Genomic DNA, 26,544 nt, shown 5'->3' on the forward strand with positions numbered 1-26,544 from the left:
TTTAATGCAATTGGCATTATTTTAATATTAACAATAAAACTGAATTGCCAGCTATTAGCGATTATTAAACAGCGGCCAGTAAAAGGCAAAACAAAACGCTAGAAAACAAAAAAGGGACCGAAGCCCCTTTGTTCACCTCATTTAAATGAGTAATTACGACTCCATATAACCCACAGGCAGTGTCGTAATGTTTGCTACACCTGACTCAATAGCTGCAAGCGCTACCGCTTTAGCCACGTTTGGCAATAAACGCGGATCCATTGGCTTAGGAATAACGTAGTCCGCACCAAACTCTAATGAGCTCACGTCAGGGTATGCGGCTAATACAGAAGCTGGTACCGCCTCTTTGGCTAAGTTTGCAATCGCATGCACTGCCGCAATCTTCATCTCATCATTAATCTGCGAAGCACGCACATCTAATGCACCACGGAAAATGAATGGAAAGCACAATACGTTGTTAACTTGGTTAGGGTAGTCGCTACGACCAGTCCCCATGATTAAGTCTTTACGTGTTTCATGCGCAATTTCAGGTCTAATTTCTGGATCTGGATTTGAACAAGCGAAAATCACAGGTTTTTCAGCCATCAAAGCAACATCTTCAGCACCGAGTACGTCGGGACCAGATAAACCTAAGAAAGCATCAGCGCCTTTAATAACATCCTGCAACGTGCGCTTATCGGTGTTATTAGCGAACAGTGCTTTATACTCGTTAATGTCTTCACGACGAGTGTGGATAACGCCTTTTCTATCTAGCATGTAGATATTTTCGCGTTGCGCACCACACTTAACGAGCATCGTCATACAGGCGATAGCAGCAGCGCCAGCTCCCATACAAACAAATACCGCTTCTTCAATCGACTTACCTTGGATCTCTAAAGCATTGATCATACCAGCGGCAGTGACAATTGCAGTGCCGTGCTGGTCGTCATGAAAGACCGGAACGTTACAACGCTCAATCAAGGCTTTTTCTATTTCAAAACACTCAGGTGCTTTAATGTCTTCAAGATTAATACCGCCGAATGTGTCAGCAATAGCCTCAACAGTATTAATAAACTCTTCTGAAGTTCTATGTTTAACTTCAATATCAGTTGCGTCAATATCGGCAAAATGTTTAAACAATAACGCTTTACCTTCCATCACAGGCTTAGACGCCAACGGACCTAGATTACCAAGACCAAGAATAGCAGTACCGTTAGAGATCACGGCAACGGTATTACCTTTGCCTGTATAACGATATGCATTTTCAGGGTTTGCTGCAATTTCACGAACAGGCTCAGCAACACCAGGGCTGTACGCCAGTGCTAGGTCCATGCTCGTTTCAGCGGGTTTTGTAAGGCAAACTGCTGTTTTACCTGGTACGGGTAATTCATGATAATCGAGGGCTTGTTGACGAAGATCTGCCATTTTTCTAATCCTGAGTGCGACTAATATAATCCAATGCGAAAGGTCGACAGCAAAACGTTTATTTAGGTTAAGGCCTTTAAAATGTAAACCTAAATAAAATCGTATACTGATAGCCGCTAAGATACTCGAATATAGAAGCATTTCAAATAAGATCTGCCAAAATTTTAACTTTATCGCTATATATTATTTCAAACTGTCTTTTTCAACGGTTATCTGTGATGGATGGCTGCCATTTAGCCGCCACTTACTGTAATAAAAATACACCTTACCTCGCACTAAAACGGGGCTTTGTAGCAGTTTCAGGTTCAAAATGTTGCAAAACTTACCGATATCTTGCTTAGCTATCATCAAAACTAACTTTTCATCGATTATAAGCTCAAAAAGCTGACCTTTTCTTTCATAACCAGTTACAACTCCTCGGATCTCTAACCAACGGTTGCTATCCTCTCTTGAAAGAGTTTCCACCGTGCGGACTTTATAGTCTTGATGTTGCCATAGGCCGATATTATTACGTCGTGCAACAGTTTCAATATCAGCTAAACATTGCCAAAACATATCATTTTGAAACACTTTTGACTTGGCAAAACCATTAGCAAGCAGTAACTCCTGCAGATGCTCGCCTTGCTCGGTATATACATAGGCTAGTGTGCGACCATATGGATCCAGTTTACGCTGGCCAAATGCTAATTTTAGTGTTTGTCCAGGCTTGAGATGACTTTGTAGAAACGATTTAGCTTCAACAGCATATGGTTGTGATAAAGCGCTAGACTTGAAATCTAATTCAGGCGCATCGACTCCTATCAATCGCACACTGCGGCCATCTTGCAGGGTAAGCGTATCGCCATCATTAACATAATCGAGCACTACAGACTCATCAAAACTCATAGGCATACATTGACTCGCCTGCAGCAATGGAGCAGTAAACACCAATATCAAACAAGTGAATAGTTGCAGTAATCTCATTGGTACCTCATACCTATTGCATTTAAGTCGTTAATCAATTCTAAAGCCCTAAACCTTTCAATTCGATAAGCATCTTAATGCGCACTCCATGACGAGACAGGGCTAAATAGAAATGGCCTACTTACCTCTGCATTTTGAATTCCATCTCAACCAACTATGACTCAATGCATTTCGATAAAGCCAAGCCTAATATCTCAATCTCAAATTCAGAATAGCAAAAAGGCGCCGAAAGGCGCCTTTTTAAAATTCAGTGTAGAAGTAAAATTACTTCTTACCAAGTGCACCAAAGCGCTTGTTGAACTTATCGATACGTCCGCCAGTATCCATAACTTTCTGGGTACCAGTGTAGAATGGGTGACATGCACCACAAACGTCTAAATGTAAGTCTTTACCTACAGTAGAGTTAATTTTGATAACGTTACCACAAGTACAAGTTGCAGTGATTTCTGCATAATCAGGATGAATGCCTGCTTTCATTGGAATTACCTCAAGTTTAAGGCCATGTCGCTCTTCCAACCCGAAGTCGGACACCACATGCAGTTAATAGATAGTTTAGGGCGCAGGATGATACAGTAACTCCCCCCTAGATTCAAGCGGCCTGCAAATAAAAATCCAGGCCGCTTACATCCGCACTATTATCTTATAACTTACAAAAAGCAACTTACGAAAAACACTTGCTCTATAAAGGTTGATCCATCGAGTCGTAAAGCTCTTCAGCCGCAACCGCATCACTATATTGATCCAATATAGCCTGAGACGGGCATTGTAATTTTGCATCCGCTCTTAAGCCGTTAATGCTACTTTTTCTAAATGCTCTCGGGTTGGCATCAAAAATTGCTAGCATCGCGCCGTACGTGCTGATGCTCCAGACTTTAGACTGACGTAAACCAATGCGCCACAGTGTTTCGCTGCCATTAAAGTCGATATTGCAGTTATCTTTTATTTTCACTTTAACAGTCGCGGTGCTTGCTGTTCGAGTACTGACAATCTCTTTACTACTCTTAACTGGCTGCTGAGTTTTAGCGGGGATCGGTTTACTCGTCACCTTATCAACCGTTTGGCTATCCACACTCTCACCGTTAAATATGCTGAGCACGCTCACTTCTCGCCAGCGGTTAATGCGATGCTCTTTAACCACCAATACCGCTTCGCTATCAACCACATCCTCAACACCGCTAACTAATAATGAAAAACTATTTAGAGATTTTGCTACCAAACGTTCTTCACCAACTGATTGGCGCAAAAAGAACTGCACCTTATTAGGGTTTTTATGGCTAGAAACAATATTGACCTTTAACTTAGGGTAGCCGCCCAGCTCAAAGAGCCGTTGATTGATGCTGACATGAGAAACTTCTGCGATAACCGCTGTACTAAATAGCGCTAATGTTACCAATGTTAATGTTATTATTTTATTCATCGTTTCCTTTCCGAAGGGCTATTGTTCTTTCGAGCTTAGTTTTTGTACCAGTTCAATGGTTTTAGGGCAAGGCTTGAGCGATGACACTCAGCTAGCTAAGTGAAAGCTCGTCACGCTGCGATAAAAGCATTGAAACAAACCCGAAGGGCCGCGCTTCTTGGCTATTTAAACTGCCGTAAAAGTAACCATGAAAGATCTACCGCCCCTAACATTGAATCCACATATTAGTTAAATCTGACTAGCTCTGGCTGACTCGCCTCGGTACACTAACGGCTTATCTCCTATCGAAATAGAGTTTTATGCCTTTGTTTGTTGAGGTCGCACTCCCCGTTCCAATGCGGCAAACCTTTAGCTATCAAGTTCCAGAACATATCGATATCGCGCCTCAAAAAGGCATGCGAGTCCAAGTGCCATTTGGTCGTCAGCAGCTGATCGGTCTCATTACTGCTGTAACAGATAGCTGCAACTTAACACCAAAACAAATAAAGCCAGTGATTAGCATTTTAGATGATGCACCACTGTTACCTGATTCACTCTATAAACTAACGGCTTGGGCTGCAAGATATTACTTCTGTAGCCTAGGTCAAATGCTCTCTCAGGCCATACCTGTCGCCCTAAGAAAAGGCGCAGAAGCCAAAGCCGCAACCGTAAACTATTGGAGTTTAACTGATGCCGGGCGCGAAGCTGATGTAAACCAGCTCAACCGTGCTCCCGCCCAGCGAAAACTGTTTAATGCACTTACTGAGCGCGAACTTGAGCATCATGAGATAACAACATTAGCACTGAGTAAAGCGGCGCTTAAAGCACTTGAAGATAAAGGCTGGATTGCTAAAAAGTCACGCATCGGCACTGTCGATTTAAGCTGGCAGACTGAGCTTGAGATGACCGAGGAGCCCCACAGACTTAACCCCGAGCAAGCTATCGCCGTTGCAACACTGACTCAGCAATCACATTATCACTGCACCCTGCTTGAAGGGGTAACAGGCTCAGGCAAAACAGAAGTGTATTTGGCGCTACTTGAAACCATCCTCAAGCAGGGAAAGCAAGCACTCGTGCTAGTACCCGAAATTGGTTTAACCCCACAAACAATTAACCGCTTTAGACGCCGCTTTAATGTCAAAGTGGCCGTCATCCATTCTGGTTTGACCGATAACCAAAGGCTAGATGCTTGGCGTTATGCAAAAACGGGGGAAGCTGCCATCATCATTGGTACGCGCTCAGCACTATTCACGCCAATGGCGCATCCTGGGGTGATCATTTTAGATGAAGAGCATGACTCAAGCTTTAAACAGCAAGAGGGGGTGGGTTATCACGCACGCGATCTGGCCGTTATGCGCGCTCATTTAGAAGATATTCCTGTGTTGTTAGGCACTGCTACACCATCGCTTGAGACCTTACAGAATGCCCTTAGCGGCCGTTATCAGCATCTGCAGCTGGGTAAGCGCGCAGGTAACGCCGAAAAAGTGCGCCAAGGGATTGTCGATATTCGCAATCAGCCACTGCGTTCAGGCATGTCCCACGCACTACTTAATGAGATGCGCATTCACCTCGATGCCGGCAATCAAGTCATTCTATTTCTTAATCGTCGTGGTTTTGCGCCGGCGCTAATTTGCCATGAATGCGGCCATCTACATGAGTGCGACCGTTGTGACGCCTTCTTTACGGTGCATCAAGCACTAGGAGAGATCCGTTGTCACCACTGTAGCAATCAATACGCTATCCCCAAACAGTGTCATCAATGTGGTAGCACCATGCTGGCAGGGCAAGGCGTAGGCACCGAGCAACTGGCGAGCTTTTTAGAAAAAGAGTTTCCTAACCATCCTGTTGTTCGCATTGATCGCGACACCACCCGTAATAAAGGCTCACTAGAGGGTCACCTCAATGCAATCCATAAAGGGGAGTATAAAATTTTGGTCGGCACCCAAATGCTTGCCAAAGGTCATCACTTTCCCGATGTCACCTTAGTCGGTTTACTTGATGTCGATGGTGCACTTTTTAGTGCCGACTTTAGAGCGCCTGAGCGTTTTGGTCAGCTCTATACTCAAGTATCAGGCCGTGCCGGCCGTGCAAACAAACCGGGCACAGTGTTACTGCAAACCCACCAAAGCGATAACGCTATGCTGCGCGAGTTGATGCACAAAGGCTACGGTGAGTTTTCACGTAATCAGCTTAATGAACGCAAGCAAGCACTGCTGCCTCCAGCTTGGCACATGATCCTTATCCGCGCCGAAGCTCATCAAGCATCGGACGCCGATGCGCTGCTCAGTCAGATAGGTGCGCTACTACCACAAAACGAAGAGTGTGAAGTGATTGGGCCAATGCCTGCGCCACTTGACAGAAAAGCGGGCAAGTATCGTCGCCAACTATTATTTCAGACTAAAAATCGCAATCAGTTGCAACAAGCCTTTGAACAAGCATTGCCGCAAATTGAGCAACTGCCGTTGGCTAAAAAGTGTCGCTGGAGTCTCGATCGTGATCCACAAGATCTACTTTAAATCGAGTTTATTTAAACTAAAGCAGAAAAAGTTCGCTAGAGGATAGTAATTAGGTGCCACAAGCGGCTAAAATAGTCGGTTACTCCTATTATTTTTCACTACTTGTAAGTGCCGATTAAACGCCAATGAAATCACATACTCAATCTTTACTCGCTGAATCGTTAAATGCCCTTAAACAACAAGGTGTTGTTCCTGCTGATTTTGAAGCCCGCATTCAAGTCGACCGAACCAAAGATAAGAGTCACGGTGATTTTGCGACTAACTTGGCGATGATGCTGACCAAAGCCGCACGCAAAAAACCGCGCGAAATCGCCCAGTTGATCATCGATAACTTGCCGCAATCTAGCCATGTAGAAAAGGTCGAAATTGCAGGCCCAGGTTTTATCAACTTCTTTATTGATGACAACGCGCTCGCCAATCAATTAATGGATGCGCTCAATAGTGATCATTTAGGCGTGAGCTTGCCTGCATCGCAAACTGTGGTTGTTGACTACTCGTCGCCAAACCTAGCCAAAGAGATGCATGTTGGTCATTTACGTTCGACCATTATCGGTGACAGCGTAGTCCGCTCGCTTGAGTTTATGGGCCACAAGGTGATCCGCCAAAACCATGTAGGAGACTGGGGCACTCAGTTTGGTATGCTACTGGCTTACATGGAAGAGTTACGTGCCGCCAATGGCGAACAAGCACAAATGGAGCTTTCAGATTTAGAAAACTTCTACCGCGCCGCTAAAGTGCGTTTCGACGAATCAGAAGATTTTGCCAACCGCGCCCGTAAGCTGGTAGTTGCATTGCAATCTGGCGATGAATACTGCAACAAGCTATGGCGTGAGTTTAACGATATCTCCCTCAGCCATTGCCATGAGATCTATGAGCGTTTAGGCGTAAGTCTAACTCGCCAAGATGTGCGTGGCGAAAGCTCGTACAATGATGACTTAGAGCAAGTAGTTGCTGATTTAGATAGCCAAGGCTTATTGTCTGAAAGTAATGGCGCTAAAGTTGTCTTCCAAGACGAATTCAAAAACAAAGAAGGTGAGCCACTGCCGGTTATTATCCAAAAAGCAGATGGCGGCTACCTATACGCAACCAGTGACATGGCAGCGATGCGTTACCGTTCAAACGTATTAAAAGCAGATAGAGCGCTGTATTTTGTCGATCTACGTCAAGCACTGCATTTCCAGCAAGTGTTCAAGCTCGCTAAAACCGCTAAGTTTGTCCGTGAAGAGATGAGCTTCGAGCACATGGGCTTTGGCACCATGAATGGCGAAGATGGCCGTCCATTTAAGACTCGCTCTGGTGGGGTGGTAAAACTTATCGATCTGCTTAAAGAAGCTGATACTCGTGCACTTGAACTTGTTCGTAGCAAGAATCCAGATATGGATGAGGCTGAACTTGCTGAAATCGCGCGCGTAGTCGGTATTGCGTCGGTGAAATATGCCGATCTTTCTAAAAACCGAACTAGCGATTATATCTTCAGCTTTGAACAGATGCTCAGCTTTGAAGGTAACACAGCGCCATACCTACTTTATGCTTACACTCGTGTTGCAGGGATCTTTAAACGTGCACAAGATGTTGATTTAAGCGATGCTAAAATCGTGCTTGAACATGAAAAAGAGAAAGACCTTGGCACTAAGTTGGCTCAGTTTGGTGAAGTGATGAACCGCGTTGTGAATAAAGGTCAGCCACATGCATTATGTGCTTACCTGTTCGAACTCGCGGGCGCATTCTCAAGCTTCTACGAAGCTTGCCCAGTACTAGCAGCTGATACCGAAGCACAGAAGAAGAGCCGTTTACTACTCGCTCAACTAACAGCTAAAACACTGAAGCAAGGGCTTAACTTGCTAGGACTAGAAACTTTAGAGCGGATGTAATCGTAACACCATGACCAGTCGTGACTACGCAAATCGTAAACCCACGCGCAAAGGCAATGCCAAAAAGCGTGGGTCAAAAGGGAATCCGCCTAAGCGCTTCCCAGTATTGGTATTTATCATTACTCTTTTAGGTCTAGCAGGTTTTGGTTATCTGCTATGGCTGCTCAATGATACAGACGAAGCAGTCACTATGCCTGTTGTGGTAGAGAAACCTAAAAAGGCCACAGTAAAAAAGGATCCTAATGCGCTACCACCCGCCCCTGAGGAGGAGTGGACCTACCTTGAAGAGCTAGAGAATAAAAAGGTAGAAGTGGATCTGCCCGAAGTTTCAGACAAACCTAAGCGTCCATACCAGATGCAGTGTGGTTCGTTTAGAAAAGAGTCTCAGGCTAATCAACTTAAAGCGATGATCGCATTTCAAGGGTTAGAAGCGCAAGTTCGCAAAGTGAAAGGCTCAAGCGGTATTTGGTACAAGGTCGTTCTTGGTCCTTATGACAAGAAACGTGATGCAGAAAGACAACGTCATGTGCTGCAAAACTCTGGCACAAACGGCTGCCAAATCTGGTTCTGGGAAAGTTAACCTCGAAACCTATTCACTATTTTAAAGCGCTGCCCATGCAGCGCTTTTTTGTATCTTCAATAAATAAGGTAAACTGCATTATCTAAACAAAGCAATGACTAAAAGGCTAGTTCATGCGCCACTTCTTACTTACGCTAAAATGGGCTTTATTAACAATAGTGCTGGCCCCAATTGCGTTGTACCTTATCTTATTGCTTATCAATATACGTGACGTGGCGCCGTCAGAGCAGTCACAGCGTTACCTTACTCAAATAGTAAAAGTAGATAGCACCCTCACTAAAAATCACAATGACAATGCTTACATTTTTGCACTAGGTTTTGGCTCCGCCAAAGATAAGTCACCAATAACAATTGGGCTCGAATCTCTGCATAATCTACAAAACAAAGATGTTTTAAGTGCCGATAAAACGCAGCAATATGCTCTGCCTAATTTGCCACTTGAAAACTGTTTAGCTGAAGATGATTTTGCGGCGGCCTGCGGCGCTAATCTCAGGCAAAACACTGATCTTAACACTCTCTTATCTAACAACCGTTGGCTAATCAATCGCTATCAACAGTTACTGCAAATGAGCAACTGGCATGACAGCCCTTCTTTCAATGCTGATATAAATCCCATGCCGTTTAAAGAACTGTTGTTGGCACAAAAGCTTTACCTGCTTGATGTTTATCAAAATCTAAATTCGAGTTCAGCAAAAGCCACCGCTCAAGCAATCGATCAAGATATGCTTTTTTGGCTAGAGGTATCTAGCAATACCCACATACTGATCAATAAAATGGTCAGTGCAGCTGCAATTTCAGTCAACATGCAGCTTGGTGAAGTTATACTCAGCCAAAGCGAAGTAGAACCCAATATTGTGACTCTCCCAGCGAGTTGGAATAAGCCGATAACCGCAGAAGTACTATCGCTAAACAAGGCTAAATTAGGTGAATGGTCCTATTTCATAAGAACTATCGCTTCAGCTCAAGCCGATGATGGCTACGTAGATACAGCAAGCCAAATAGTCAGCACCTTACTGTCACCCTTAATGCAGAACCAAGATACAGCCAATCGTTATGCGGCGATTTTAACTAACTCAGCCATACAAACTGACTGCGATACGGGGTTATCTATCGAGGGTATAACTAGCAATATCTACAACCCGTTGGGAAAATATATCCTCTGTACAGGTATGCCGTCATTTAGTGCCCACCAAATGACCTTAGATAAACTCGAGCAACAAAGAGCAGCGCTTATCACTCGACTAAAGAAGCAGTAGAGGGTATCTATAAAACCATAACGCATTTAAATTTAATTAGTTTAAGCAAAAAATTTCGCCGTACATTTCATACGGCGAATACACACAATAAATTCAAATATATGGAGTTTAACTCTATAGAGTTAAAAGCTTTAGGTCTTCTCTCATCATCTCAAACTCTAACTGTTCATCGCGACTCTTTGAATAATAAACAGGAAGCCCTAAGCGGTTATAAATAAAAACTTCATGAACATAAGAGCCATTTGGCTGCTTTATCGCCCTTCGCCACACACCATTTTGATAACTAGAGTTAACTTCAAGTATATTCTTATAAGATACTGATGGTGATATGACCTCAAAGTCCTCAATACACATTCCTACACGAAAACTGCACTTATTTGGTCTGTAACTCCGGTGCTCATAGCCTCTCGACGTATAAACTGGCTCCTCTATTATTTTTCCATCCGCATCAAACTCAAGACTCATAACTCCGTAAACCGATGAATTAAAAACTTTATAACGGACACTCTCGGTATTCAGGATGTCGAGTTGGAAGCTAATTCTTTCAGGCATTAGATCTGTGGTGACCAGAGATAATCCAGAATCTTTTTTGGCCCTCTCAAATCGTTTAATATCACCTAACTCCTCAGTCCCGGCATTTTTACCCATAACATTTAATATTCTAGCAATATTCGTATTTTGATCCCGTTGAGCACGGGCTAGTATTTGCCGTTTTTCCTGTAACCACCCCTGCACAATATTAGAGACTCTATTATCGACTTCAGTCTCTGTTAATTTTTGCTGGCTCTTTCCAGTTTGGCAGTCAACAATTGACGCAGCTCTATAACAGTGTAGGCTGTCTCTTGCGTCGAACTTATAGCCTCTCACTACTTTAAAAGAGCTGACATCGATCCCGCTAACCCTTTCACTCTTATAGAAAACCCCATACTTATCTTTTGCATATTGAAAATTGACAGGAAGAAAAGAGTTCACATCTACACCAGCCAATACTTGATTCTCAAAATAAACACACTTTTGATCCGTAGCCCATCTAAAATGTTTAGGAATTGGTTGAAATTTAGTCGCATCACAAGGAGTAAAACTATTTTTCTTATAGAATAGAAGATCGTTACTTTTTGAATAATTGGTATTGTTTTTAAAGAACGTAAAGTCATTTGGCTTCGCATCAATTAACAGCTCACCGTCTAGGAATACATGTTCGCTATCAATTGCGTAACTACGATTCAAAGGCTTAAAACTACTTGGTTGAGCAAAAGCTATTGGGATACCGTAGTAGTAAACAGACGAGTTATCTAAAGCGTAGACATTCTCCTTCAGGATTTTAAAAGAAGGGATATCGACTCCGTACATGGGAACCTTTTTTCCCTTTATGTGATTACGATCTGAAAAGTCCGGTTTTACCCAAAATACCTTAGTGTCGTTATAAATATACTTTGAGTTAGATTGGCAGCCAAATAGCAAAGTAGTACAGAACAAAATACAGATAAACTTCAAAGCACACATCCTATGTAATCAAAAGTCAAAAATGGAAGCTAGATTTACAAGCGTCACATTAAATCACAAGCGAATATAAGGTCAATACTCAGTCGGTTTAACATATAACAAAGTAGCATACAAACAACTACTTATGCAGTAGCAATGATATATAGGGCTGAAACATGTATACGCAAAGAAGAAAATGTCTGCCCTTTGATTTTTAAAGAGGCTTCGGCCTGATTGAAGCAATAGCCCCTTGATATTTATACAACCACCCCCATATCTGTATTATCGTCAACCAGCAGACACATTGTCGCTGGCTAGAGAAGAGGATTTATCGTGACCACTATCGTATCAGTACGCCGTAATAACCAAGTTGTTATCGCCGGTGATGGCCAAGTTTCTCTCGGTAATACCGTGATGAAAGGCAATGCTAGAAAAGTTCGTCGTCTATACCACAACAAGGTATTGGCAGGCTTTGCTGGCGGTACAGCAGATGCATTTACTCTATTCGAGCGTTTCGAAGCCAAACTCGAAATGCATCAAGGTCATCTTATGCGCGCCGCGGTCGAAATGGCCAAAGATTGGCGTTCAGATAAAGTGCTACGTAAATTGGAAGCACTACTTGCCGTTGCCGACGGTGAAGCATCATTAATCATCACTGGTAACGGTGATGTGGTTCAGCCTGAAAATGACCTAATCGCTATCGGTTCTGGTGGCAACTTTGCCCAATCAGCAGCAACAGCTTTGCTTGAGAACACCGATCTTAGCGCGATTGAAATCGCTGAAAAATCACTGACAATTGCAGGTGACATTTGCGTGTTCACCAACCAATTTAAGACCATCGAAGAATTAAAGTACTAAGCGAATTATCGTTTAATACTAAGACTGATGCTTAAGCATGAGGAAAGAATATGTCTGAAATGACACCCCGCGAGATTGTGCATGAACTTGATAGTCACATTATCGGTCAACAGAAAGCAAAACGCTCTGTCGCTATCGCGCTGCGTAACCGCTGGCGCCGAATGCAGCTTGCTGCTGATCTTCGTCAAGAAGTGACCCCAAAAAACATTCTAATGATTGGCCCAACCGGTGTCGGTAAAACTGAAATCGCTCGCCGCTTAGCCCGTCTTGCAAAGGCGCCTTTCATTAAAGTCGAAGCGACCAAATTTACTGAAGTCGGCTATGTGGGTAAAGAAGTTGAGCAGATCATTCGCGATCTAACCGATTCAGCAATTAAGCTGACTCGTGAAGAGCAGATGGCGAAATGTAAGTTTAGAGCCGAAGAAGCCGCTGAAGAGCGCATTCTCGACGCACTACTGCCTAAGCCAAAGGAAGATTGGGACAACGAAAAGCCAAGCGACAACGCAACACGTCAAGTATTCCGTAAGAAACTACGTGAAGGTCAACTCGACGACAAAGAGATTGAGATTGACGTTTCTGCACCGCAAGCCGGTATTGAAATCATGTCGCCTCCAGGCATGGAAGAGATGACTAATCAGCTACAAAGCATGTTCCAGAATATGGGACCAGGTGCAAGTAAGCGTCGTAAGATGCCGATTAAAGAAGCGCACAAGCTGTTAATCGAAGAGGAAGCTGCCAAGCTCGTCAATCAAGAAGATCTAAAAGAGCAAGCGATCGAATTGGTTGAACAGCACGGCATCGTTTTCTTAGACGAAATTGATAAAATTTGTAAGCGCGGAGAGTCTTCAGGCCCAGATGTTTCTCGTGAAGGTGTTCAGCGCGACCTACTGCCTCTCGTTGAAGGTTGTACAGTTAATACTAAACACGGCATGGTTAAGACTGACCATATCTTGTTTATTGCGTCAGGGGCATTTCAGATGTCTAAGCCATCTGACTTAATCCCTGAGCTACAAGGGCGCTTACCTATTCGTGTTGAGCTTGAAGCACTATCAGCAGATGACTTTAAGCGTATTTTGACAGAACCTCATGCATCACTGACAGAGCAATATGTTGCTCTAATGGGTACTGAGGGCGTTAAAGTTGAGTTTACCGAATCTGGTATTGATGCCGTTGCAGAAGCTGCTTGGCAGGTCAATGAGCGCACCGAAAATATTGGTGCTCGTCGCCTACACACTGTTATGGAGCGTTTGATGGAAGAGCTTTCCTATGAAGCCTCTGACAAATCAGGTTCAGTGACTGTTGTTGATGCCGATTATGTCAAAGCGCACCTAGATAACTTGGTACAAGACGAAGACTTGAGCCGCTTTATTCTATAGCGAGCAAAAGCTCAATGAGTGATAGCGGTTAAGGACTTTTAGGTGCTTAGCCGCTATTCTGTTTTTAGATCCCATTACTTACTGGCAAACTTATGACCCAAGACACTAGCCCCAATGTTGAATCATTAAAGCTGAAGCGTAAATCACGCCAGTTAGAGATGCAGTTTGATAATGGTGAAACCTATCAACTTAGCTGCGAAATGCTAAGAGTGTATTCACCGTCAGCTGAAGTTCATGGTCACGGTAATCCTGTACTGGTTACCCACAAAAAGAACGTTAATATCTCAGCTATTGAGCCTGTAGGTAACTATGCGGTTAAGATTGTGTTTGATGATGGCCATGATACCGGACTGTTCTCGTGGAAGGTGTTGTATGATCTCGCGACCCACCAAGTGGATCTTTGGGAAAAATACCTAGCGCGCCTGCGTGCAGAGAAAGCTAGCCGTGAACCGCTTATCGATATGGCGGTTAAATATCATAAGTAATACCGGCCAGGATAAAGGTTTGCTCGCTCAGCGAGAGTTTAGCGGCTTTGGGATTAACCAATGAGCTAAGTCACGTATCAGCCTGTGACAATCAATTTAACTTCACAAAAATGGCGCCTAACGGCGCCTTTTTTGTGATCGAACAGCTGATATAGTGTATTAATCAGCCTATGCGGACTTATGTCCTCTACGGATCACAATCAGGCTATTAGTATCGGTTGTAATCAAAAAAGAGGATTACTCATGACTGCACATATCGATGGTAAAGCCGGTGATTTTGCCGAGACAATGATCATGCCTGGCGACCCGCTTCGCGCTAAATATATTGCCGAAAACTTTCTAGATGACGCGGTAGAAGTCACTAATATCCGTAACATGTTTGGCTATACTGGTTTCTATAAAGGCCAGCGTATTTCAGTTATGGGACACGGTATGGGCATCCCTTCAATGGTGTTATACGCCCACGAATTGGTCACTGATTTTAACGTGAAGCGCATCATTCGGGTTGGTAGCCTTGGCGCTACACAGCAAGATGTCAAAATTAACGATGTGATTCTAGCGCAAGCAGCTGGCACAGACTCGCCAACCAATGCTAAGCGTAGCAGCGGTTACCAAATGGCGACATCAGCCACATTTGATCTACTACACAAAGCGTACGCTATCTCCCAGCAAAAACAGATCAATGTCAAAGTGGGTAACGTATTCAGTGGCGACATGTACTACGACCCTGATGAAGACATGATCCCTGCGCTAGAACGCTTTGGCGTATTGGGTGTTGATATGGAGGTTGCTGGACTCTATGGCCTAGCCCACCACTTAGGGTTCGAGTCGTTAGCAATTCTAACGGTATCTGACCACTGCTTAACTGGCGAAGAGACCAGTGCAGAGGCCCGTCAGTTAACTTTTAATCAAATGATTGAGCTGGCATTAGAAACAGCCTGTCAGTAACAATTTTAAGCCGCATGATACTCGCTGTCATGCGGCTTAGTTTTATATTCATAAAATTTGATACAGCAAATTAGATCTAGGAACAGATGATGAAAAATAAAATATCCTTAACATTGCTCAGTTTTTTAGCCAACTTCGTCATGGCAGGCTTTGCGACCCAGTTTGGTATGTTAATTGAACCGATTGCAGAAAAGTTTTCAGCTAACGTTAATGAAGTAGCTTCAATCTTCTCGCTACTCAATGGCGGTGCACTCGCAGGTACCATTGCCGCCTTTTTCTTGATTGAAAAAATCGGTGTAAAGCGCATCACCCTTATAAGCTATTTCAGCATCGCACTTAGTGCCGCAGCACTTCATTTCACCAGCTCATTGTCAGTGGTGATGATCGCCATGACAGTGATCGGCCTTTGCGGTGGCGTTGGTCTATGTATCGCTGGCACAATTGTAGTATCAGTTTGGAAAGACAAAATCCAAAGCACCATGTTAGTTGTACAAGACGCTACCTTTAACGTTGCAGGTGTGGTTTTCCCACTTATCACGACGTACGCATTAAGCAATGCGCTTTCTTGGAGCTACAGCTATTTAGCCGTGGGTATTGTCGCGCTGGCGACTGCCGCTATAGCGCTTGCGACTAACTTCTCACTGGTTGAAAGCCAAACATCAAGCGATACCGGCAAAGATGAGTCAGAGTGGAACCTTGGGATCATTAGCGGTGGCCTAGGTTTGTTCCTTGGCATGTTGGCGCTATACACCTTCCTGACTTGGGCACCTATGTTCGTCAAAGAGAAGTTTGATATTCCTTTTGAAGAAGCGGGTAATATCATCACCCAGTATTGGTCTGCAGCACTTATTGGCGCACTCGTATCAACAGTGATTGTATCAAGAGTGAAGATCCAGCATTTTATCATGGGGATGATTTCACTGGCGCTGATTATCACCGGTATGATTGTTACTACTGAGAATCTGGCTTGGATTGGCTACCTAACTTACGGTTACGGTTTTGCCTGTGCCGCACTTTACAACGCCTTTATCGCTTACGGTGTGTCATTTGTGAAAACTGCCAGCAGCCGCAATGTCTCTTACATCTTGATAAGTGGTAGTGCCGGTGCGATGTTCAGCCCAGCAATTAGCTCAATGTTCGAAAGCATCATTGGCCTACAAACGGTGATGTACGCTATCCCTGTTATCTACGGCTTAATTATCGCAATGTTGCTTATCTCGAATAAACAAAAAGCAGCTCTAACGGCGCAAACAGCCTAAAGCTTGCAGAGTAAACCTCAATCCTTTGGTTTGAGGTTTACTCTATAAAGGCTTTCAAGCCTTCTAAATCGCAAATCACCAAGCCCTCTCTATCACGCTTAATCAACTGCAGATCTTCCAGCTTTTTAACCGCTCGGCGATAAACTCTGTCGGTAGTAGCAAAACGCTCAGCCTCTAAATAGCACTTAGTAAACCCTTCAACAGGTTGGTCTTTCAAATACTGATGATAGAGATCGTAAGCGATATTATAGGCGATGGGATACAGCATTCTGCGGGTAAAAATATCAACGGTATCTTGATAATCTATTGCAATTGCACTAGCAAAGAACAGCGCAAACTGCGGTGTTTTAAGCAACGCTTGCTGTAGCTTCTCACCATTAATAACCGTCAACTCTAATGGCTCTTCAGCAACAATATCCAGCTGGCATAAGTAATCAGTAAAAAACTCCATCTCACCAAACAATTGCGAATCACAGGTCATGGTGCCCAGTTGAAAGCTGCGACCGTTTCTGGCGGTATAGCCCATTGAGATCCGCCCATGAGGCACCAAGTATAGGTCGTTCACCTGCTGGCCCTGCTGCATCAACTTATATTGAGCGGGGACTGTTTTTGTTTCGGTAATACACTCGCGCATAATCTGCTCAATAGCATCATGTTTTTGCTGCCATAAAGCGTGAAAGCGCCCTTTTTCAAGTGGTTTTAGCTGCATAATTATATCGGTCTGGATAGTCAATTGGCGAAAGACTTAACCAGTATACTCAAGTCACTTACCAATATCCTTTTTTAAAGTTACTGCTTAACCACTCTTTTTTTGCCAGCTTAGTGGCAAGTTAACTTGTGACCAAAGTGTCTCACATAAAACCTCTGGCTCGCGCCAGTCACCGCTAAGTATCCAACTGACTAATGCATCTCCCACCTCAGGATAACTAATAGCTTCTGGCATAGGCGCCTTTAACCAGCGACGTAGTGCATGCGGCTCAAGACTTGATTTCATACACTCTGCGGCGCCAAGCAGCTCAAGCGCCGCAACATTTGATAGCTGTTCAAACTGGCCAAGCAAAGGCTTTATCAGTAATTTTTTACCTAACGTCAGTGCTTCACTCGCCAGCTCAAAGCCTGCATTACCAATAACGCCGCCGCAACGGGCCATCGCGGCTTTAAAACCGTCTCTATCGAAGCCATTCCACTTAATATGAGCAGGTAAATTTTGCGGACTTCGACCAGCGTGATAAACCAAGAATGTGTAATCTGGAAATGGCGTTAGAAAATCAACAATCGATTGCGGCGATTCAAAAGGCAGATATACCAGCACTTGAGATGACAGAACTCTATCAATTTTATCTACCTCAACAAACGGCGGCAAAATAGGAAAACCAAAATGATGCCAATGGCAGCCCAGTGCAATATCAACGGGTGCAAAGTAGTTCAGCATTGTTTCGTTAAACCAGCTATCACCCGCTTTGGGTACCGCGAAATTTAACGCGGCTTGATGACTGATCCCTATCGATGGTATCCCTTGGTTCTTAGCTGCCCAAGCAGACACTGGCTCATAGTCATTGAGCACCAAATCATAACTGCTTAAATCGAGGTTTTTGACATCCTTAACAAACCCAAACCAAGCATTCATTTTAGCGGTTTGTGCCACATTGACTCGACCATTTTGGGTCGCAAAGGTCAGTCCTGACTGCACCTGATACTGGCCAAAACATTGCATATCAAAAAACTGCTCTGCTGAACGGCCAGAAAAGAAAAAATCAACATCTACTCCTTGTTTTTGCATCGCTTTGGCCATCACTCTAGCGCGGCTTAAGTGGCCGTTGCCCGTGCCTTGCACTCCATAAAGGATTTTCAATGCTAACTCCTAAAATAGTTGTTGGCTTAATAAAACAGAAAACACACCAAGTGCTGCACCAGCCACAATGTCGAGCGGGTAGTGAACCCCGAGGATCACCCGTGATAAACCAATCGCGATGGCCCACAAGGCGGCAAAGTAGAACAGTTGTGGATAGAGAAGATAGATACTACTCGCCATCACAAAGGCAGCTGCAGTATGCCCTGATGGCAGACTGAACCTATCCGCGGGTTCAAAACGTGCAACACCATCAGCTAAAGCATGGCAAGGACGCTGCCTGCGGATCATATTTTTAAGGACTAGGTACAGAGGGAGTTCAATCAAATAAGCTGCTAGTAACATGTTAAGTAGCGACTCGCCATTGCTGTCTAACAATAAAAATAGCAGCGCAACATAGAGATAAGCAGGGCCATTACCCGAGGAGGATAACGTTAATGCTAATGGCTGCAGCCCATTGTCTTGACCATGGCGCACTACAAATCGATAGCAGCGTTTATCTAACCTTGAAATTGAGGCGAACATTGCAAGCTCCCAAAACATTGTTTGATAGCAAGCTATGAAATGTGCATGACGTCTAAGTGACAAAGAACCTAAAGTTTTATGACATAGAGAAATTATGCCAATCGGTATAAAGATTTGGTCGCTCAGCGAGAGTTTAGCGGTTTTGAGGCAAGGTCATTAAATGCTCCGGCATGAATGACATTCATCACATCTGACCTCCGAGGATGGAGGGAATGCCTTAAGCATACCAGGAACATGCTAGGCCATGTGGTTTGCAATGAGTGAAGCGCATAGTTGTTCTACGTTCAAGCTCATTAACCCAGCATCAGAGCTGCTAAAACTCGCCTCTAAGGAGTTTTTTGGCTTCCGACTTCGGTGTTGAATAAATGCAAAAGGGAACAACCATTATGGCAATTATTCGCCTTGAATTAGTTCGCCAAAAGCACTCTGAGTAGAGCAATGACTTATAACAATTGATAGCAAACCGGGGGGGTCAAGAGGAGAGGTCAATCTGCTAGCCCAATCATCGATAGATAATCAGGCTAGTTAGTTTGAAACAGGCTTAATCAGCAGCAAGTTCAGCATTATTACGATTGCGGTAGATCTTTAGTAGGTGGTAGATATTGATACACGCTACGAAAGCGTTCATACCCGCTACAGGCCAAGCTTCGATTGATGCACCGTAAATGACGAACAGTGAACAACCAGTAAAGTTTAAACATCTCAACCAGATGATGTCTTTCATCATCAGTGAAATCGCGACCATCACTGATGCAGCGTAACCAATGATTTCAATAGTATTAATAGCTTCCATAAGGCACCTTTTAGGCCCTCTGCCTTCCCTAAGCTAACTGGGGGATCCGTGCCCCTAAAGCGACTCAAAATTAAGTTAAGTTAATATATCTGCATGCATGCTAACAAAATTGAACCAAATTGGTAATAAAAAAACGTTATATAATGACCCAAGTCATGTTTTTGCTGTTTTAGTAATCGAGGTGTTGAAATATTACCACAATAGCTTCAAACGTTGCCTTTATAGACAATTGCGTGATTGATAACACTTTTCTTTTCAAGAATCCCTTATATACTGGTTTAAATTACTTATTTGCTCAGATTTATGAGCTATGCCTACCCAGCAGGAGCGTTCTTATGGAATACAACACCTCAGAACTTTGTGACACTTATATCGATGTGGTTGATGTTGTCGAACCGATGTTCAGTAATTACGGTGGTTGTAACTCTTTTGGTGGTTCTATCAGCACCATAAAATGTTTCGAAGATAACGGCCTTATCATCGATGCTCTGCAAGAAGATGGCGAAGGCAAAGTACTATTAGTTGATGGTGGTGGTTCACTGCGCCGCGCCTTACTCGATGCATCAATCGCTCAGGTTGCTGTCGATAATAACTGGGAAGGGATTATCATCTACGGCTCTGTACGTGATGTTGATGCATTAGAAGATTTAGATATTGGCGTACAAGCTTTGGCATCTATTCCTGTCGGCGCCGATGGCAATGCGGTTGGTGAGCCTGAGATCCCAGTCAACTTTGGCGGTGTGACTTTCTTACCAGGTGACCATGTTTATGCCGATAACACTGGTATTATTTTATCTCCAGAGCCGCTAGATATTGACTAGCGATGGGTTGTGAAGAGCCCTGCTCTTTTCAATTCGACCCGTTAAGCCAGCCTAACCGCTGGCTTTTTTAATGGCTGTTTTACCACGGCAAGTCCAGCTGATAGCTACAAATCGTGACTCTGATGCATTTTGGCAAACAGCTACGATTGGTATTACACTATCGTCCATTAGGCTTTAAACAATAAGAATAAGAATATGAAGTACGTCACTCCCTTCACCAGCACCAAGTTAACCAACTTACTCAGCCCAAGAGAGGGTGAGACAAAACTAGGTCAACGTTTGCGTATTCCAGCAAGTCATGATCTTGCGACAGAGCTAACTCAAGCTAAAGCAGCAAATTGCCGTTTCGCCATTATTGGTATTGGCGAAGACATCGGTCCTCGCGCCAATTTGGGCCGCGGCGGATCGACCGATGCTTTTGACAGTGCCATGCAGCAGTTCACTAATATGCAGTCTAACCGTTTCTTGGATGGTGCAGAGTGTTTACTACTCGGGCAAATTGAAACCACAGATTTACAACTACCCGATGGCACTGATGCTGAGCAGCTTCGTCACAATGTAGAACACTTAGATAAACGCGTGATTGCAGTGGTATCTCAGGTAATGCAAGCAGGACTAGAGCCTATTGTGATTGGTGGCGGCCATAACAATGCCTATGGATTACTCATGGCAGCAAAATCCAGCCATAAGCGCCCTATTGCAGCCGTGAATCTTGACCCTCATTCAGATTTCAGGCCCAGAGAAGGTCGTCATAGTGGTAATGGATTTAGTTACGCTGCAGCATCTGGCGCTTTAGGGCTTTACCATGTGCTAGGGCTCCACGAACTTAAAAATAGCGAAGCAACATTAGAGCAACTTAAGGCTTTTGGTGGTGATTGGCATACTTTTCAACAGATCTGGGTTAGACGAGAACTCGCTTTAGATACTGCGCTAAAATCCATCACTAACAAGCTTAACAGCAGTCAACTACCCGTAGCGATAGAGCTAGATTTAGATGCTATCACCAATATGCCTAGCAGCGCCTCGACGGCAGCTGGAGTGCCGCTACTTGATGCCCTGCTCTACGTGAGCTATGTCGCTAAGCACTGTCCTTGTGCATACCTACATTTAGCAGAAGCTGCACCAAGCTGTCATGTTGCAGGTGTTGAGGCTGGTTACCGCGAAACTGGACAAAGTATCAGTGAATTGATCTATAGCTACATCCACGGACGTATTAATGCATTGTAGTGAACAGTAATAGCAGATCGTCATACACAGATTACTTAATACAATTAGAATAATAACGATTCAACATTGATTGGTATTATGGTGTAATGCGCAGTCAATTTTACGATTGCCTGCATCTTTGCTTATTTTCGCTAGATCCAGTGGCTGATTGATAGATCCATCACATAGTGATAGATGAAAGATTCAGCAATTCAGTTTGATGGCATACAATCGCCATAATTCAACAGTTAACGTATAGGAATAGATAGATGTCAGAGGAAACTCCAAAGAGCACTCACTTCGGTTACAAGACCGTTGAAGCTGAGCAAAAGGCCGACATGGTCGCTGGCGTATTCCATTCTGTTGCCGCTAAATACGACATAATGAATGACGTAATGTCTTTTGGTATCCACCGTATGTGGAAACGCTTCACCATCGAAAGTGCTGGTGCACGTCCTGGTATGAAGGTACTCGATTTAGCCGGTGGCACAGGTGATCTGACAGCTAAATTTTCGCACATTGTCGGCGAAAAAGGCCAAGTAACCTTAGCGGATATCAATGATTCAATGCTCAAGGTCGGCCGTGAGAAGCTGCGTGACAAAGGTATTGTTGGCAACGTGAACTACGTGCAAGCAAATGCTGAAGCACTGCCATTCCCAGACAACCACTTTGATATCATCACTATCGCTTTTGGCTTACGTAATGTGACCGACAAAGACGCAGCCATTGCATCAATGTTGAGAGTATTAAAGCCAGGTGGAAAACTACTGATCCTTGAGTTCTCTAAACCAAAGCATGAGATTATGCGTAAGGTTTATGACCTATATAGCTTTAAAGTAATGCCAAAAATGGGCGCTCTTATTACCCAAGATGCTGACAGTTACGAATACTTAGCCGAATCTATTCGTATGCATCCGGATCAAGAGACCTTGAAGCAGATGATGGAAACCGCAGGTTTTGAGCAGGTAAACTATACCAACATGACTGACGGTATTGTGGCATTGCATAAAGGTTATAAATTCTGATTGGACTCACTATGTCTCGTGACATGTCTCTACTCACTTGCGCGGCGATTGAGGTTAGCTTAAACAAGCTAATTGCTCAATCGCCAGAAGACTACAGCTCACTGCGTAGTCTTCACGGCAAAGTGCTTTGCATTCAACTGACTCAACTACGTTGGCCTCTTTACCTTCTCTTTGCTAAACAGATCCAAGTATTTAGCCAATATGAAGGTGATGTAACCACCAAGGTGAATGCCGATATCACCACGCTGTACCAACTAACTGAAGGGGCAAACCTCACTGAGCTTGTAAAGCAAGACAAGCTTAGCCTTGAAGGTGACCTGAGTTTACTGCAGTCGTTTAGCCACTATATGCAAAGTGTCGAGCTAGACTTAGCTGAACCACTTTCTCAGTATATAGGTGATGCTCCTACCCATTTTGTCAGCCAAGGTTTAAAGCAAGCTAAACAAGATCTCAGCCAAGTCTTTCAAAAGACTCGCTCTCATTTAGGTCAATTAACCACCGAAGAGTATCGACTGGCGCCGCATAAGCTCGAATATATTCACCTAAGTGATACTATCGAGGATATCGCACTAGACGTCGACGCTTTAGGCTCACGGATAGAGCAACTACTAAACAGGGTTAAAGCTAAACAATGACACTAAAAAGTATCAAGCGCGCTTATCAAGTCATCCGCACCACGCTTCACTATGGTCTCGATGATTTAATCCCTTCAAAGGTAACGCCTTGGTATTTTAAGTTGTTAAGAGGCAGCTTATTCTGGCTTAGAAATAAACACAAAGATAAAGTCGGTGGTGAACGCTTAAAGCTTGCAATGCAAGAGCTTGGGCCTGTTTACATTAAGTTTGGCCAAATGCTGTCGACTCGCCGCGATCTACTCAGCGATGAGTGGGCAGAAGAGCTGGCGATGTTGCAAGACAGAGTGCCTCCTTTTGATTCAGCTATTGCTCGCGCGTCAATCGAACAAGCACTCAATGCGCCTATCGAAACCTATTTCGATGATTTCGAAGATACTCCACTCGCATCAGCATCGATTTCACAAGTGCATACCGCAACACTCAAATCCAATGGTGCCAAAGTCGTACTTAAAGTATTGCGCCCTGATGTCGAGCAAAAAGTGCATGCAGATATTCAGCTGATGTCGCAAGCCGCTGACTTTTTAGAAACATTGCTTGGCGCCAATAACCGCCTACGTCCAGCAGAAGTGATTGAAGATTATCGCACTACGATTGAAGGCGAGCTAAACCTTAAGCTAGAAGCACTCAATGCAATAAAGTTGCGCAATAACTTCCTTGATTCAAATGCACTCTATATTCCTTATATGTACGAAGAGCTCTGCTTCACTCGTCTCATCGTCATGGAGCGTATCGACGGTGTACCCGTTTCAGATAAAGCAGCGCTAGAAGCCCAAGGCACCAATTTAAAACTACTGGCTGAACGTGGCGTCGAACTGTTTTTCACCCAAGTATTTCGTGACAACTTTTTCCATGCTGATATGCATCCAGGCAATATTTTTGTCAGCCGCGAGCACCCTAACGATCCTTTCTACATCGGTTTAGACTGCGGCATTATGGGTACACTTACCGATGAAGATAAGCGTTACTTAGCCGAAAACTTTCTTGCTTTCTTTAACCGCGATTACCGCCGTATTGCGCAGCTCTACATCGAATCGGGCTGGGTCTCTGCCGATACTGATGTTAGCGCCTTTGAACAAGCCGTTAAAGTCGTCTGCGAGCCAATGTTTAATAAACCACTGGATGAGATCTCATTTGGCCACGTACTACTAGAGCTATTTAGAACCGCTCGTCGATTCGACATGGTAGTGCAACCACAGTTGGTATTACTTGAAAAAACCTTACTCTACATTGAAGGTCTCGGGCGTCAGTTATACCCTCAGCTGGATTTATGGCAGACCGCTAAACCTTTCTTAGAAGATTGGATGGCAGAGCAAGTTGGCCCTAAAGCTATGGCAGGAAAAATTAAGCAGCAGCTCCCTTATTGGGCCGATCAGCTGCCAGAGTTACCAGAACTTATCTACGACAATTTAAAAATGGGCCGTAATCTGGCTAAAACCCATAACAAATTGCTCGATCGATATCTAAAACATCAGCAAAAAGCCCATAAAAGTAACTATCTTTTGATCACATCCGCTAGTTTAGTGATCTGCGGCACTATTTTGTTAAATCAAGACGCTACACTATGGGCTTCTTACGGCAGCATCGGCGCTGGCCTCATTTTATGGGTGCTCGGATGGCGATCTAGGCCAAAGAATCGCAAATTTTAGCTAGACCTAAATAACCAAAGGTTCATAATAGAACCAGTATCTAAATTAAGAGGATTCGTACATGGGTGGCATTAGTATTTGGCAACTTCTTATTATTGCATTAATTGTAGTATTATTGTTTGGAACTAAGAAGTTACGCTCACTAGGTGGCGATTTAGGTGGAGCAGTTAAAGGCTTCAAGAACGCCATGTCTTCTGAAGAAGAGAAGAAGGCTCTAGAAGACAGTGCAGCTGAAAAGACAGCAGAAAGCACTGACACAGCCGAAAAAAAGGCTGAATCTAAGGACAAAGAACAGGCGTAATCGACTATGTTCGACGGTATCGGCTTTATGGAGTTGCTGTTGATTGGAGTCTTGGGGCTAGTTGTACTTGGCCCTGAAAGACTTCCAGTCGCCGTGCGCTCAATCTCAGGCTGGATCCGCGCCATGAAGAAGATGGCGAACTCAGTAAAAGACGAATTGGAGCAAGAGCTTAAAATCGAGCAATTGCACACTGATTTGAAAAAAGCGGAAAATCAAGGCCTTAAAAACCTTGCGCCTGAGTTACAGGATTCAATCGATCAACTTAAACAAGCAGCGGAATCTGTTAATCGTCCTTATCAAGTAGAAGATGCTCCTTCGGCAAAAGAAACACCCGCCAAAGAGACCCCAACTACCGAGACAGCTTCGACAGAGAACGCAAAGTCAGACAAACCTAACGGGTAGTCCATGTCACAACAACAGCCGTTAATAAGCCATTTGCTTGAACTGCGTAATAAGCTGCTTCGAGCAATTGGTAGTGTTCTCTTGGTGTTTATCTGTTTGGTCTATTGGGCCAATGATATTTACCATTATATGGCCATTCCATTGATGCAAGCTCTGCCCGAATCGAGCAGTATGATTGCAACCGATGTTGCTGCGCCGTTTTTTGCACCATTCAAACTAACTCTGGTATTGTCATTCTTCATTGCCATACCCTATGTTTTGTTTCAGATATGGTCGTTTGTTGCTCCAGGACTTTATAAGCATGAAAAGCGCTTAGTTGTACCGCTTCTTGCAAGTAGTACGTTACTATTTTACCTCGGTATTGCGTTTGCCTATTACGTTGTGTTTCCTGTTGTATTCGGCTTTTTCACTAGTGTTGCGCCAGATGGCGTTGAAGTTGCGACCGATATCAGCAGTTATTTAAGCTTTATTCTGAAACTGTTTTTCGCATTTGGTTTAGCCTTTGAAATACCTGTTGCAGTGGTTCTGTTATGCTGGGCTGGTGTGACAACACCGGAAGAGCTGAAGAAGAAACGCCCTTATATTGTGGTTGGCGCATTTATCGTCGGTATGTTATTAACTCCGCCAGATATTATTTCGCAAACAATGCTCGCTATTCCAATGCTAGTGTTATTTGAAGGTGGCTTGATCGCGGCACGCTTCTACAGTAAAGGTGAGTCCGAAGAAGAGGACGATGAAGACACCACAGAAGAGAGTGAAGGCAGTAAGTAGCCAAAAGGTATAAATACAACGAGTTAACAAAAGGTATTGCCGTTCATCGAAGATGAAGCAATACCTTTTTTGTTTGTAACATTAAAGCTTGATTAAACTTTAGAGCACCTCTGCAATTCATACCGTCCTACAACCCTAAATCGCAGTAGCAAGCCACCTTTAATACCAATTGCATT

General features: G+C 43.9%; 26 protein-coding genes. 17 read left to right on the forward strand and 9 right to left on the reverse strand.

What is annotated here, in order from left to right:
* Window positions 1-153: 153 nt before the first annotated feature.
* The 4 genes from AB4238_RS17905 to AB4238_RS17920 all read right to left on the reverse strand — a co-directional run bounded on the left by AB4238_RS17905 (window position 154) and on the right by AB4238_RS17920 (window position 3,784).
* Entirely contained in the window at window positions 154-1,404 is a 1,251-nt protein-coding gene (locus tag AB4238_RS17905) for a malic enzyme-like NAD(P)-binding protein (RefSeq protein ID WP_372034676.1), read from the reverse strand.
* A gap of 183 nt (window positions 1,405-1,587) precedes the next feature.
* Window positions 1,588-2,367, reverse strand: a complete 780-nt coding sequence (locus AB4238_RS17910) for a thermonuclease family protein (RefSeq protein WP_372034677.1) — start codon at window positions 2,365-2,367, stop codon at window positions 1,588-1,590.
* Window positions 2,368-2,631: 264 nt separating this feature from the next.
* A complete protein-coding gene (gene rpmE / locus AB4238_RS17915) occupies window positions 2,632-2,844 on the reverse strand; it encodes a 50S ribosomal protein L31 (protein ID WP_012156969.1) in 213 nt (70 codons plus the stop codon).
* 202 nt (window positions 2,845-3,046) lie between these two features.
* Complete coding sequence (locus AB4238_RS17920; protein WP_372034678.1) at window positions 3,047-3,784, reverse strand: FimV/HubP family polar landmark protein; 738 nt, start codon at window positions 3,782-3,784, stop codon at window positions 3,047-3,049.
* Window positions 3,785-4,083: 299 nt separating this feature from the next.
* On the opposite strand from AB4238_RS17920, the gene priA reads away from it, so the two are divergent.
* The 4 genes from priA (at window position 4,084) to AB4238_RS17940 (ending at window position 9,986) form a co-directional block, all read left to right on the forward strand.
* The gene (priA, locus tag AB4238_RS17925; RefSeq protein ID WP_372034679.1) at window positions 4,084-6,279 is read left to right on the forward strand and encodes a primosomal protein N'; all 2,196 of its coding nucleotides are present in this window, start codon (window positions 4,084-4,086) and stop codon (window positions 6,277-6,279) included.
* 125 nt (window positions 6,280-6,404) lie between these two features.
* Entirely contained in the window at window positions 6,405-8,150 is a 1,746-nt protein-coding gene (gene argS, locus AB4238_RS17930; protein WP_372034680.1) for an arginine--tRNA ligase, read from the forward strand.
* A gap of 10 nt (window positions 8,151-8,160) precedes the next feature.
* Window positions 8,161-8,730 carry an SPOR domain-containing protein gene (locus tag AB4238_RS17935; protein ID WP_372034681.1) on the forward strand — a complete coding sequence of 190 codons (570 nt, stop codon included), beginning with the start codon at window positions 8,161-8,163 and terminating at the stop codon, window positions 8,728-8,730.
* A 113-nt stretch (window positions 8,731-8,843) separates the two neighbouring features.
* Window positions 8,844-9,986, forward strand: coding sequence for a hypothetical protein (locus tag AB4238_RS17940; RefSeq protein WP_372034682.1), 1,143 nt, complete (start codon window positions 8,844-8,846; stop codon window positions 9,984-9,986).
* Window positions 9,987-10,100: 114 nt separating this feature from the next.
* Here AB4238_RS17940 and AB4238_RS17945 read toward each other — a convergent pair whose 3' ends face one another.
* A complete protein-coding gene (locus tag AB4238_RS17945; RefSeq protein ID WP_372034683.1) occupies window positions 10,101-11,336 on the reverse strand; it encodes a DKNYY domain-containing protein in 1,236 nt (411 codons plus the stop codon).
* A 465-nt stretch (window positions 11,337-11,801) separates the two neighbouring features.
* Between AB4238_RS17945 and hslV the strand changes: the two genes are divergently transcribed.
* The 5 genes from hslV to tsgA all read left to right on the forward strand — a co-directional run bounded on the left by hslV (window position 11,802) and on the right by tsgA (window position 16,394).
* Window positions 11,802-12,326, forward strand: coding sequence for an ATP-dependent protease subunit HslV (hslV, locus tag AB4238_RS17950; RefSeq protein ID WP_372034684.1), 525 nt, complete (start codon window positions 11,802-11,804; stop codon window positions 12,324-12,326).
* Between the two features lie 50 nt (window positions 12,327-12,376).
* Window positions 12,377-13,702: an ATP-dependent protease ATPase subunit HslU gene (hslU, locus tag AB4238_RS17955; protein WP_372034685.1), complete on the forward strand. Its 1,326-nt coding sequence runs from the start codon at window positions 12,377-12,379 to the stop codon at window positions 13,700-13,702.
* 92 nt (window positions 13,703-13,794) lie between these two features.
* On the forward strand, window positions 13,795-14,187 hold the full coding sequence (locus tag AB4238_RS17960) for a gamma-butyrobetaine hydroxylase-like domain-containing protein (RefSeq protein WP_372034686.1): 393 nt from the start codon (window positions 13,795-13,797) through the stop codon (window positions 14,185-14,187).
* Between the two features lie 243 nt (window positions 14,188-14,430).
* Complete coding sequence (gene deoD / locus AB4238_RS17965; protein WP_372034687.1) at window positions 14,431-15,135, forward strand: purine-nucleoside phosphorylase; 705 nt, start codon at window positions 14,431-14,433, stop codon at window positions 15,133-15,135.
* 89 nt (window positions 15,136-15,224) lie between these two features.
* The gene (tsgA, locus tag AB4238_RS17970; RefSeq protein ID WP_372034695.1) at window positions 15,225-16,394 is read left to right on the forward strand and encodes an MFS transporter TsgA; all 1,170 of its coding nucleotides are present in this window, start codon (window positions 15,225-15,227) and stop codon (window positions 16,392-16,394) included.
* Between the two features lie 37 nt (window positions 16,395-16,431).
* On the opposite strand, the gene AB4238_RS17975 is transcribed toward tsgA, so the two are convergent.
* The 4 genes from AB4238_RS17975 to AB4238_RS17990 all read right to left on the reverse strand — a co-directional run bounded on the left by AB4238_RS17975 (window position 16,432) and on the right by AB4238_RS17990 (window position 19,561).
* Complete coding sequence (locus AB4238_RS17975; RefSeq protein ID WP_372034688.1) at window positions 16,432-17,103, reverse strand: Crp/Fnr family transcriptional regulator; 672 nt, start codon at window positions 17,101-17,103, stop codon at window positions 16,432-16,434.
* Between the two features lie 87 nt (window positions 17,104-17,190).
* Entirely contained in the window at window positions 17,191-18,246 is a 1,056-nt protein-coding gene (locus tag AB4238_RS17980) for an MJ1255/VC2487 family glycosyltransferase (protein WP_372034689.1), read from the reverse strand.
* Between the two features lie 9 nt (window positions 18,247-18,255).
* Window positions 18,256-18,768, reverse strand: coding sequence for a phosphatase PAP2 family protein (locus AB4238_RS17985; protein ID WP_372034690.1), 513 nt, complete (start codon window positions 18,766-18,768; stop codon window positions 18,256-18,258).
* Between the two features lie 541 nt (window positions 18,769-19,309).
* On the reverse strand, window positions 19,310-19,561 hold the full coding sequence (locus AB4238_RS17990) for a YgjV family protein (RefSeq protein ID WP_020910667.1): 252 nt from the start codon (window positions 19,559-19,561) through the stop codon (window positions 19,310-19,312).
* Window positions 19,562-19,896: 335 nt separating this feature from the next.
* On the opposite strand from AB4238_RS17990, the gene rraA reads away from it, so the two are divergent.
* The 8 genes from rraA (at window position 19,897) to tatC (ending at window position 26,368) form a co-directional block, all read left to right on the forward strand.
* On the forward strand, window positions 19,897-20,382 hold the full coding sequence (gene rraA, locus AB4238_RS17995; protein ID WP_371990734.1) for a ribonuclease E activity regulator RraA: 486 nt from the start codon (window positions 19,897-19,899) through the stop codon (window positions 20,380-20,382).
* A 195-nt stretch (window positions 20,383-20,577) separates the two neighbouring features.
* Window positions 20,578-21,609 (forward strand): formimidoylglutamase, encoded by a 1,032-nt coding sequence (locus tag AB4238_RS18000; protein ID WP_372034691.1) that lies wholly within the window; start codon window positions 20,578-20,580, stop codon window positions 21,607-21,609.
* Between the two features lie 248 nt (window positions 21,610-21,857).
* The gene (gene ubiE / locus AB4238_RS18005; RefSeq protein WP_220736840.1) at window positions 21,858-22,613 is read left to right on the forward strand and encodes a bifunctional demethylmenaquinone methyltransferase/2-methoxy-6-polyprenyl-1,4-benzoquinol methylase UbiE; all 756 of its coding nucleotides are present in this window, start codon (window positions 21,858-21,860) and stop codon (window positions 22,611-22,613) included.
* Window positions 22,614-22,624: 11 nt separating this feature from the next.
* The gene (locus AB4238_RS18010) at window positions 22,625-23,248 is read left to right on the forward strand and encodes an SCP2 domain-containing protein (RefSeq protein ID WP_372034692.1); all 624 of its coding nucleotides are present in this window, start codon (window positions 22,625-22,627) and stop codon (window positions 23,246-23,248) included.
* Window positions 23,245-24,894 (forward strand): ubiquinone biosynthesis regulatory protein kinase UbiB, encoded by a 1,650-nt coding sequence (gene ubiB / locus AB4238_RS18015; protein WP_372034693.1) that lies wholly within the window; start codon window positions 23,245-23,247, stop codon window positions 24,892-24,894. The genes AB4238_RS18010 and ubiB overlap by 4 nt, the downstream gene beginning before the upstream one ends.
* A 61-nt stretch (window positions 24,895-24,955) precedes the next feature.
* Entirely contained in the window at window positions 24,956-25,195 is a 240-nt protein-coding gene (gene tatA / locus AB4238_RS18020) for a Sec-independent protein translocase subunit TatA (RefSeq protein ID WP_220736837.1), read from the forward strand.
* 6 nt (window positions 25,196-25,201) lie between these two features.
* Entirely contained in the window at window positions 25,202-25,597 is a 396-nt protein-coding gene (gene tatB, locus AB4238_RS18025; protein ID WP_220736836.1) for a Sec-independent protein translocase protein TatB, read from the forward strand.
* A gap of 3 nt (window positions 25,598-25,600) precedes the next feature.
* Window positions 25,601-26,368, forward strand: coding sequence for a twin-arginine translocase subunit TatC (tatC, locus tag AB4238_RS18030; RefSeq protein ID WP_372034694.1), 768 nt, complete (start codon window positions 25,601-25,603; stop codon window positions 26,366-26,368).
* Window positions 26,369-26,544 lie beyond the last annotated feature (176 nt).

This window comes from Shewanella sp. 10N.286.45.A1, assembly GCF_041470405.1.
Taxonomy (GTDB): domain Bacteria; phylum Pseudomonadota; class Gammaproteobacteria; order Enterobacterales; family Shewanellaceae; genus Shewanella.

Coding starts and splice junctions, on each gene's coding strand:
- AB4238_RS17945 (WP_372034683.1), bottom strand. CDS start 11,336: ATGTACGGAGTCGATATCCCTTCTTTTAAAATCCTGAAGGAGAATGTC.
- hslU (WP_372034685.1), top strand. CDS start 12,377: ATGTCTGAAATGACACCCCGCGAGATTGTGCATGAACTTGATAGTCAC.
- AB4238_RS17935 (WP_372034681.1), top strand. CDS start 8,161: ATGACCAGTCGTGACTACGCAAATCGTAAACCCACGCGCAAAGGCAAT.
- AB4238_RS17920 (WP_372034678.1), bottom strand. CDS start 3,784: ATGAATAAAATAATAACATTAACATTGGTAACATTAGCGCTATTTAGT.
- priA (WP_372034679.1), top strand. CDS start 4,084: ATGCCTTTGTTTGTTGAGGTCGCACTCCCCGTTCCAATGCGGCAAACC.
- AB4238_RS18000 (WP_372034691.1), top strand. CDS start 20,578: ATGAAGTACGTCACTCCCTTCACCAGCACCAAGTTAACCAACTTACTC.
- AB4238_RS17985 (WP_372034690.1), bottom strand. CDS start 18,768: ATGTTCGCCTCAATTTCAAGGTTAGATAAACGCTGCTATCGATTTGTA.
- AB4238_RS17910 (WP_372034677.1), bottom strand. CDS start 2,367: ATGAGATTACTGCAACTATTCACTTGTTTGATATTGGTGTTTACTGCT.
- ubiE (WP_220736840.1), top strand. CDS start 21,858: ATGTCAGAGGAAACTCCAAAGAGCACTCACTTCGGTTACAAGACCGTT.
- AB4238_RS18010 (WP_372034692.1), top strand. CDS start 22,625: ATGTCTCGTGACATGTCTCTACTCACTTGCGCGGCGATTGAGGTTAGC.
- deoD (WP_372034687.1), top strand. CDS start 14,431: ATGACTGCACATATCGATGGTAAAGCCGGTGATTTTGCCGAGACAATG.
- AB4238_RS17905 (WP_372034676.1), bottom strand. CDS start 1,404: ATGGCAGATCTTCGTCAACAAGCCCTCGATTATCATGAATTACCCGTA.
- rpmE (WP_012156969.1), bottom strand. CDS start 2,844: ATGAAAGCAGGCATTCATCCTGATTATGCAGAAATCACTGCAACTTGT.
- rraA (WP_371990734.1), top strand. CDS start 19,897: ATGGAATACAACACCTCAGAACTTTGTGACACTTATATCGATGTGGTT.
- ubiB (WP_372034693.1), top strand. CDS start 23,245: ATGACACTAAAAAGTATCAAGCGCGCTTATCAAGTCATCCGCACCACG.
- tsgA (WP_372034695.1), top strand. CDS start 15,225: ATGAAAAATAAAATATCCTTAACATTGCTCAGTTTTTTAGCCAACTTC.
- AB4238_RS17975 (WP_372034688.1), bottom strand. CDS start 17,103: ATGCAGCTAAAACCACTTGAAAAAGGGCGCTTTCACGCTTTATGGCAG.
- AB4238_RS17990 (WP_020910667.1), bottom strand. CDS start 19,561: ATGGAAGCTATTAATACTATTGAAATCATTGGTTACGCTGCATCAGTG.
- tatA (WP_220736837.1), top strand. CDS start 24,956: ATGGGTGGCATTAGTATTTGGCAACTTCTTATTATTGCATTAATTGTA.
- tatB (WP_220736836.1), top strand. CDS start 25,202: ATGTTCGACGGTATCGGCTTTATGGAGTTGCTGTTGATTGGAGTCTTG.
- tatC (WP_372034694.1), top strand. CDS start 25,601: ATGTCACAACAACAGCCGTTAATAAGCCATTTGCTTGAACTGCGTAAT.
- AB4238_RS17960 (WP_372034686.1), top strand. CDS start 13,795: ATGACCCAAGACACTAGCCCCAATGTTGAATCATTAAAGCTGAAGCGT.
- argS (WP_372034680.1), top strand. CDS start 6,405: ATGAAATCACATACTCAATCTTTACTCGCTGAATCGTTAAATGCCCTT.
- AB4238_RS17940 (WP_372034682.1), top strand. CDS start 8,844: ATGCGCCACTTCTTACTTACGCTAAAATGGGCTTTATTAACAATAGTG.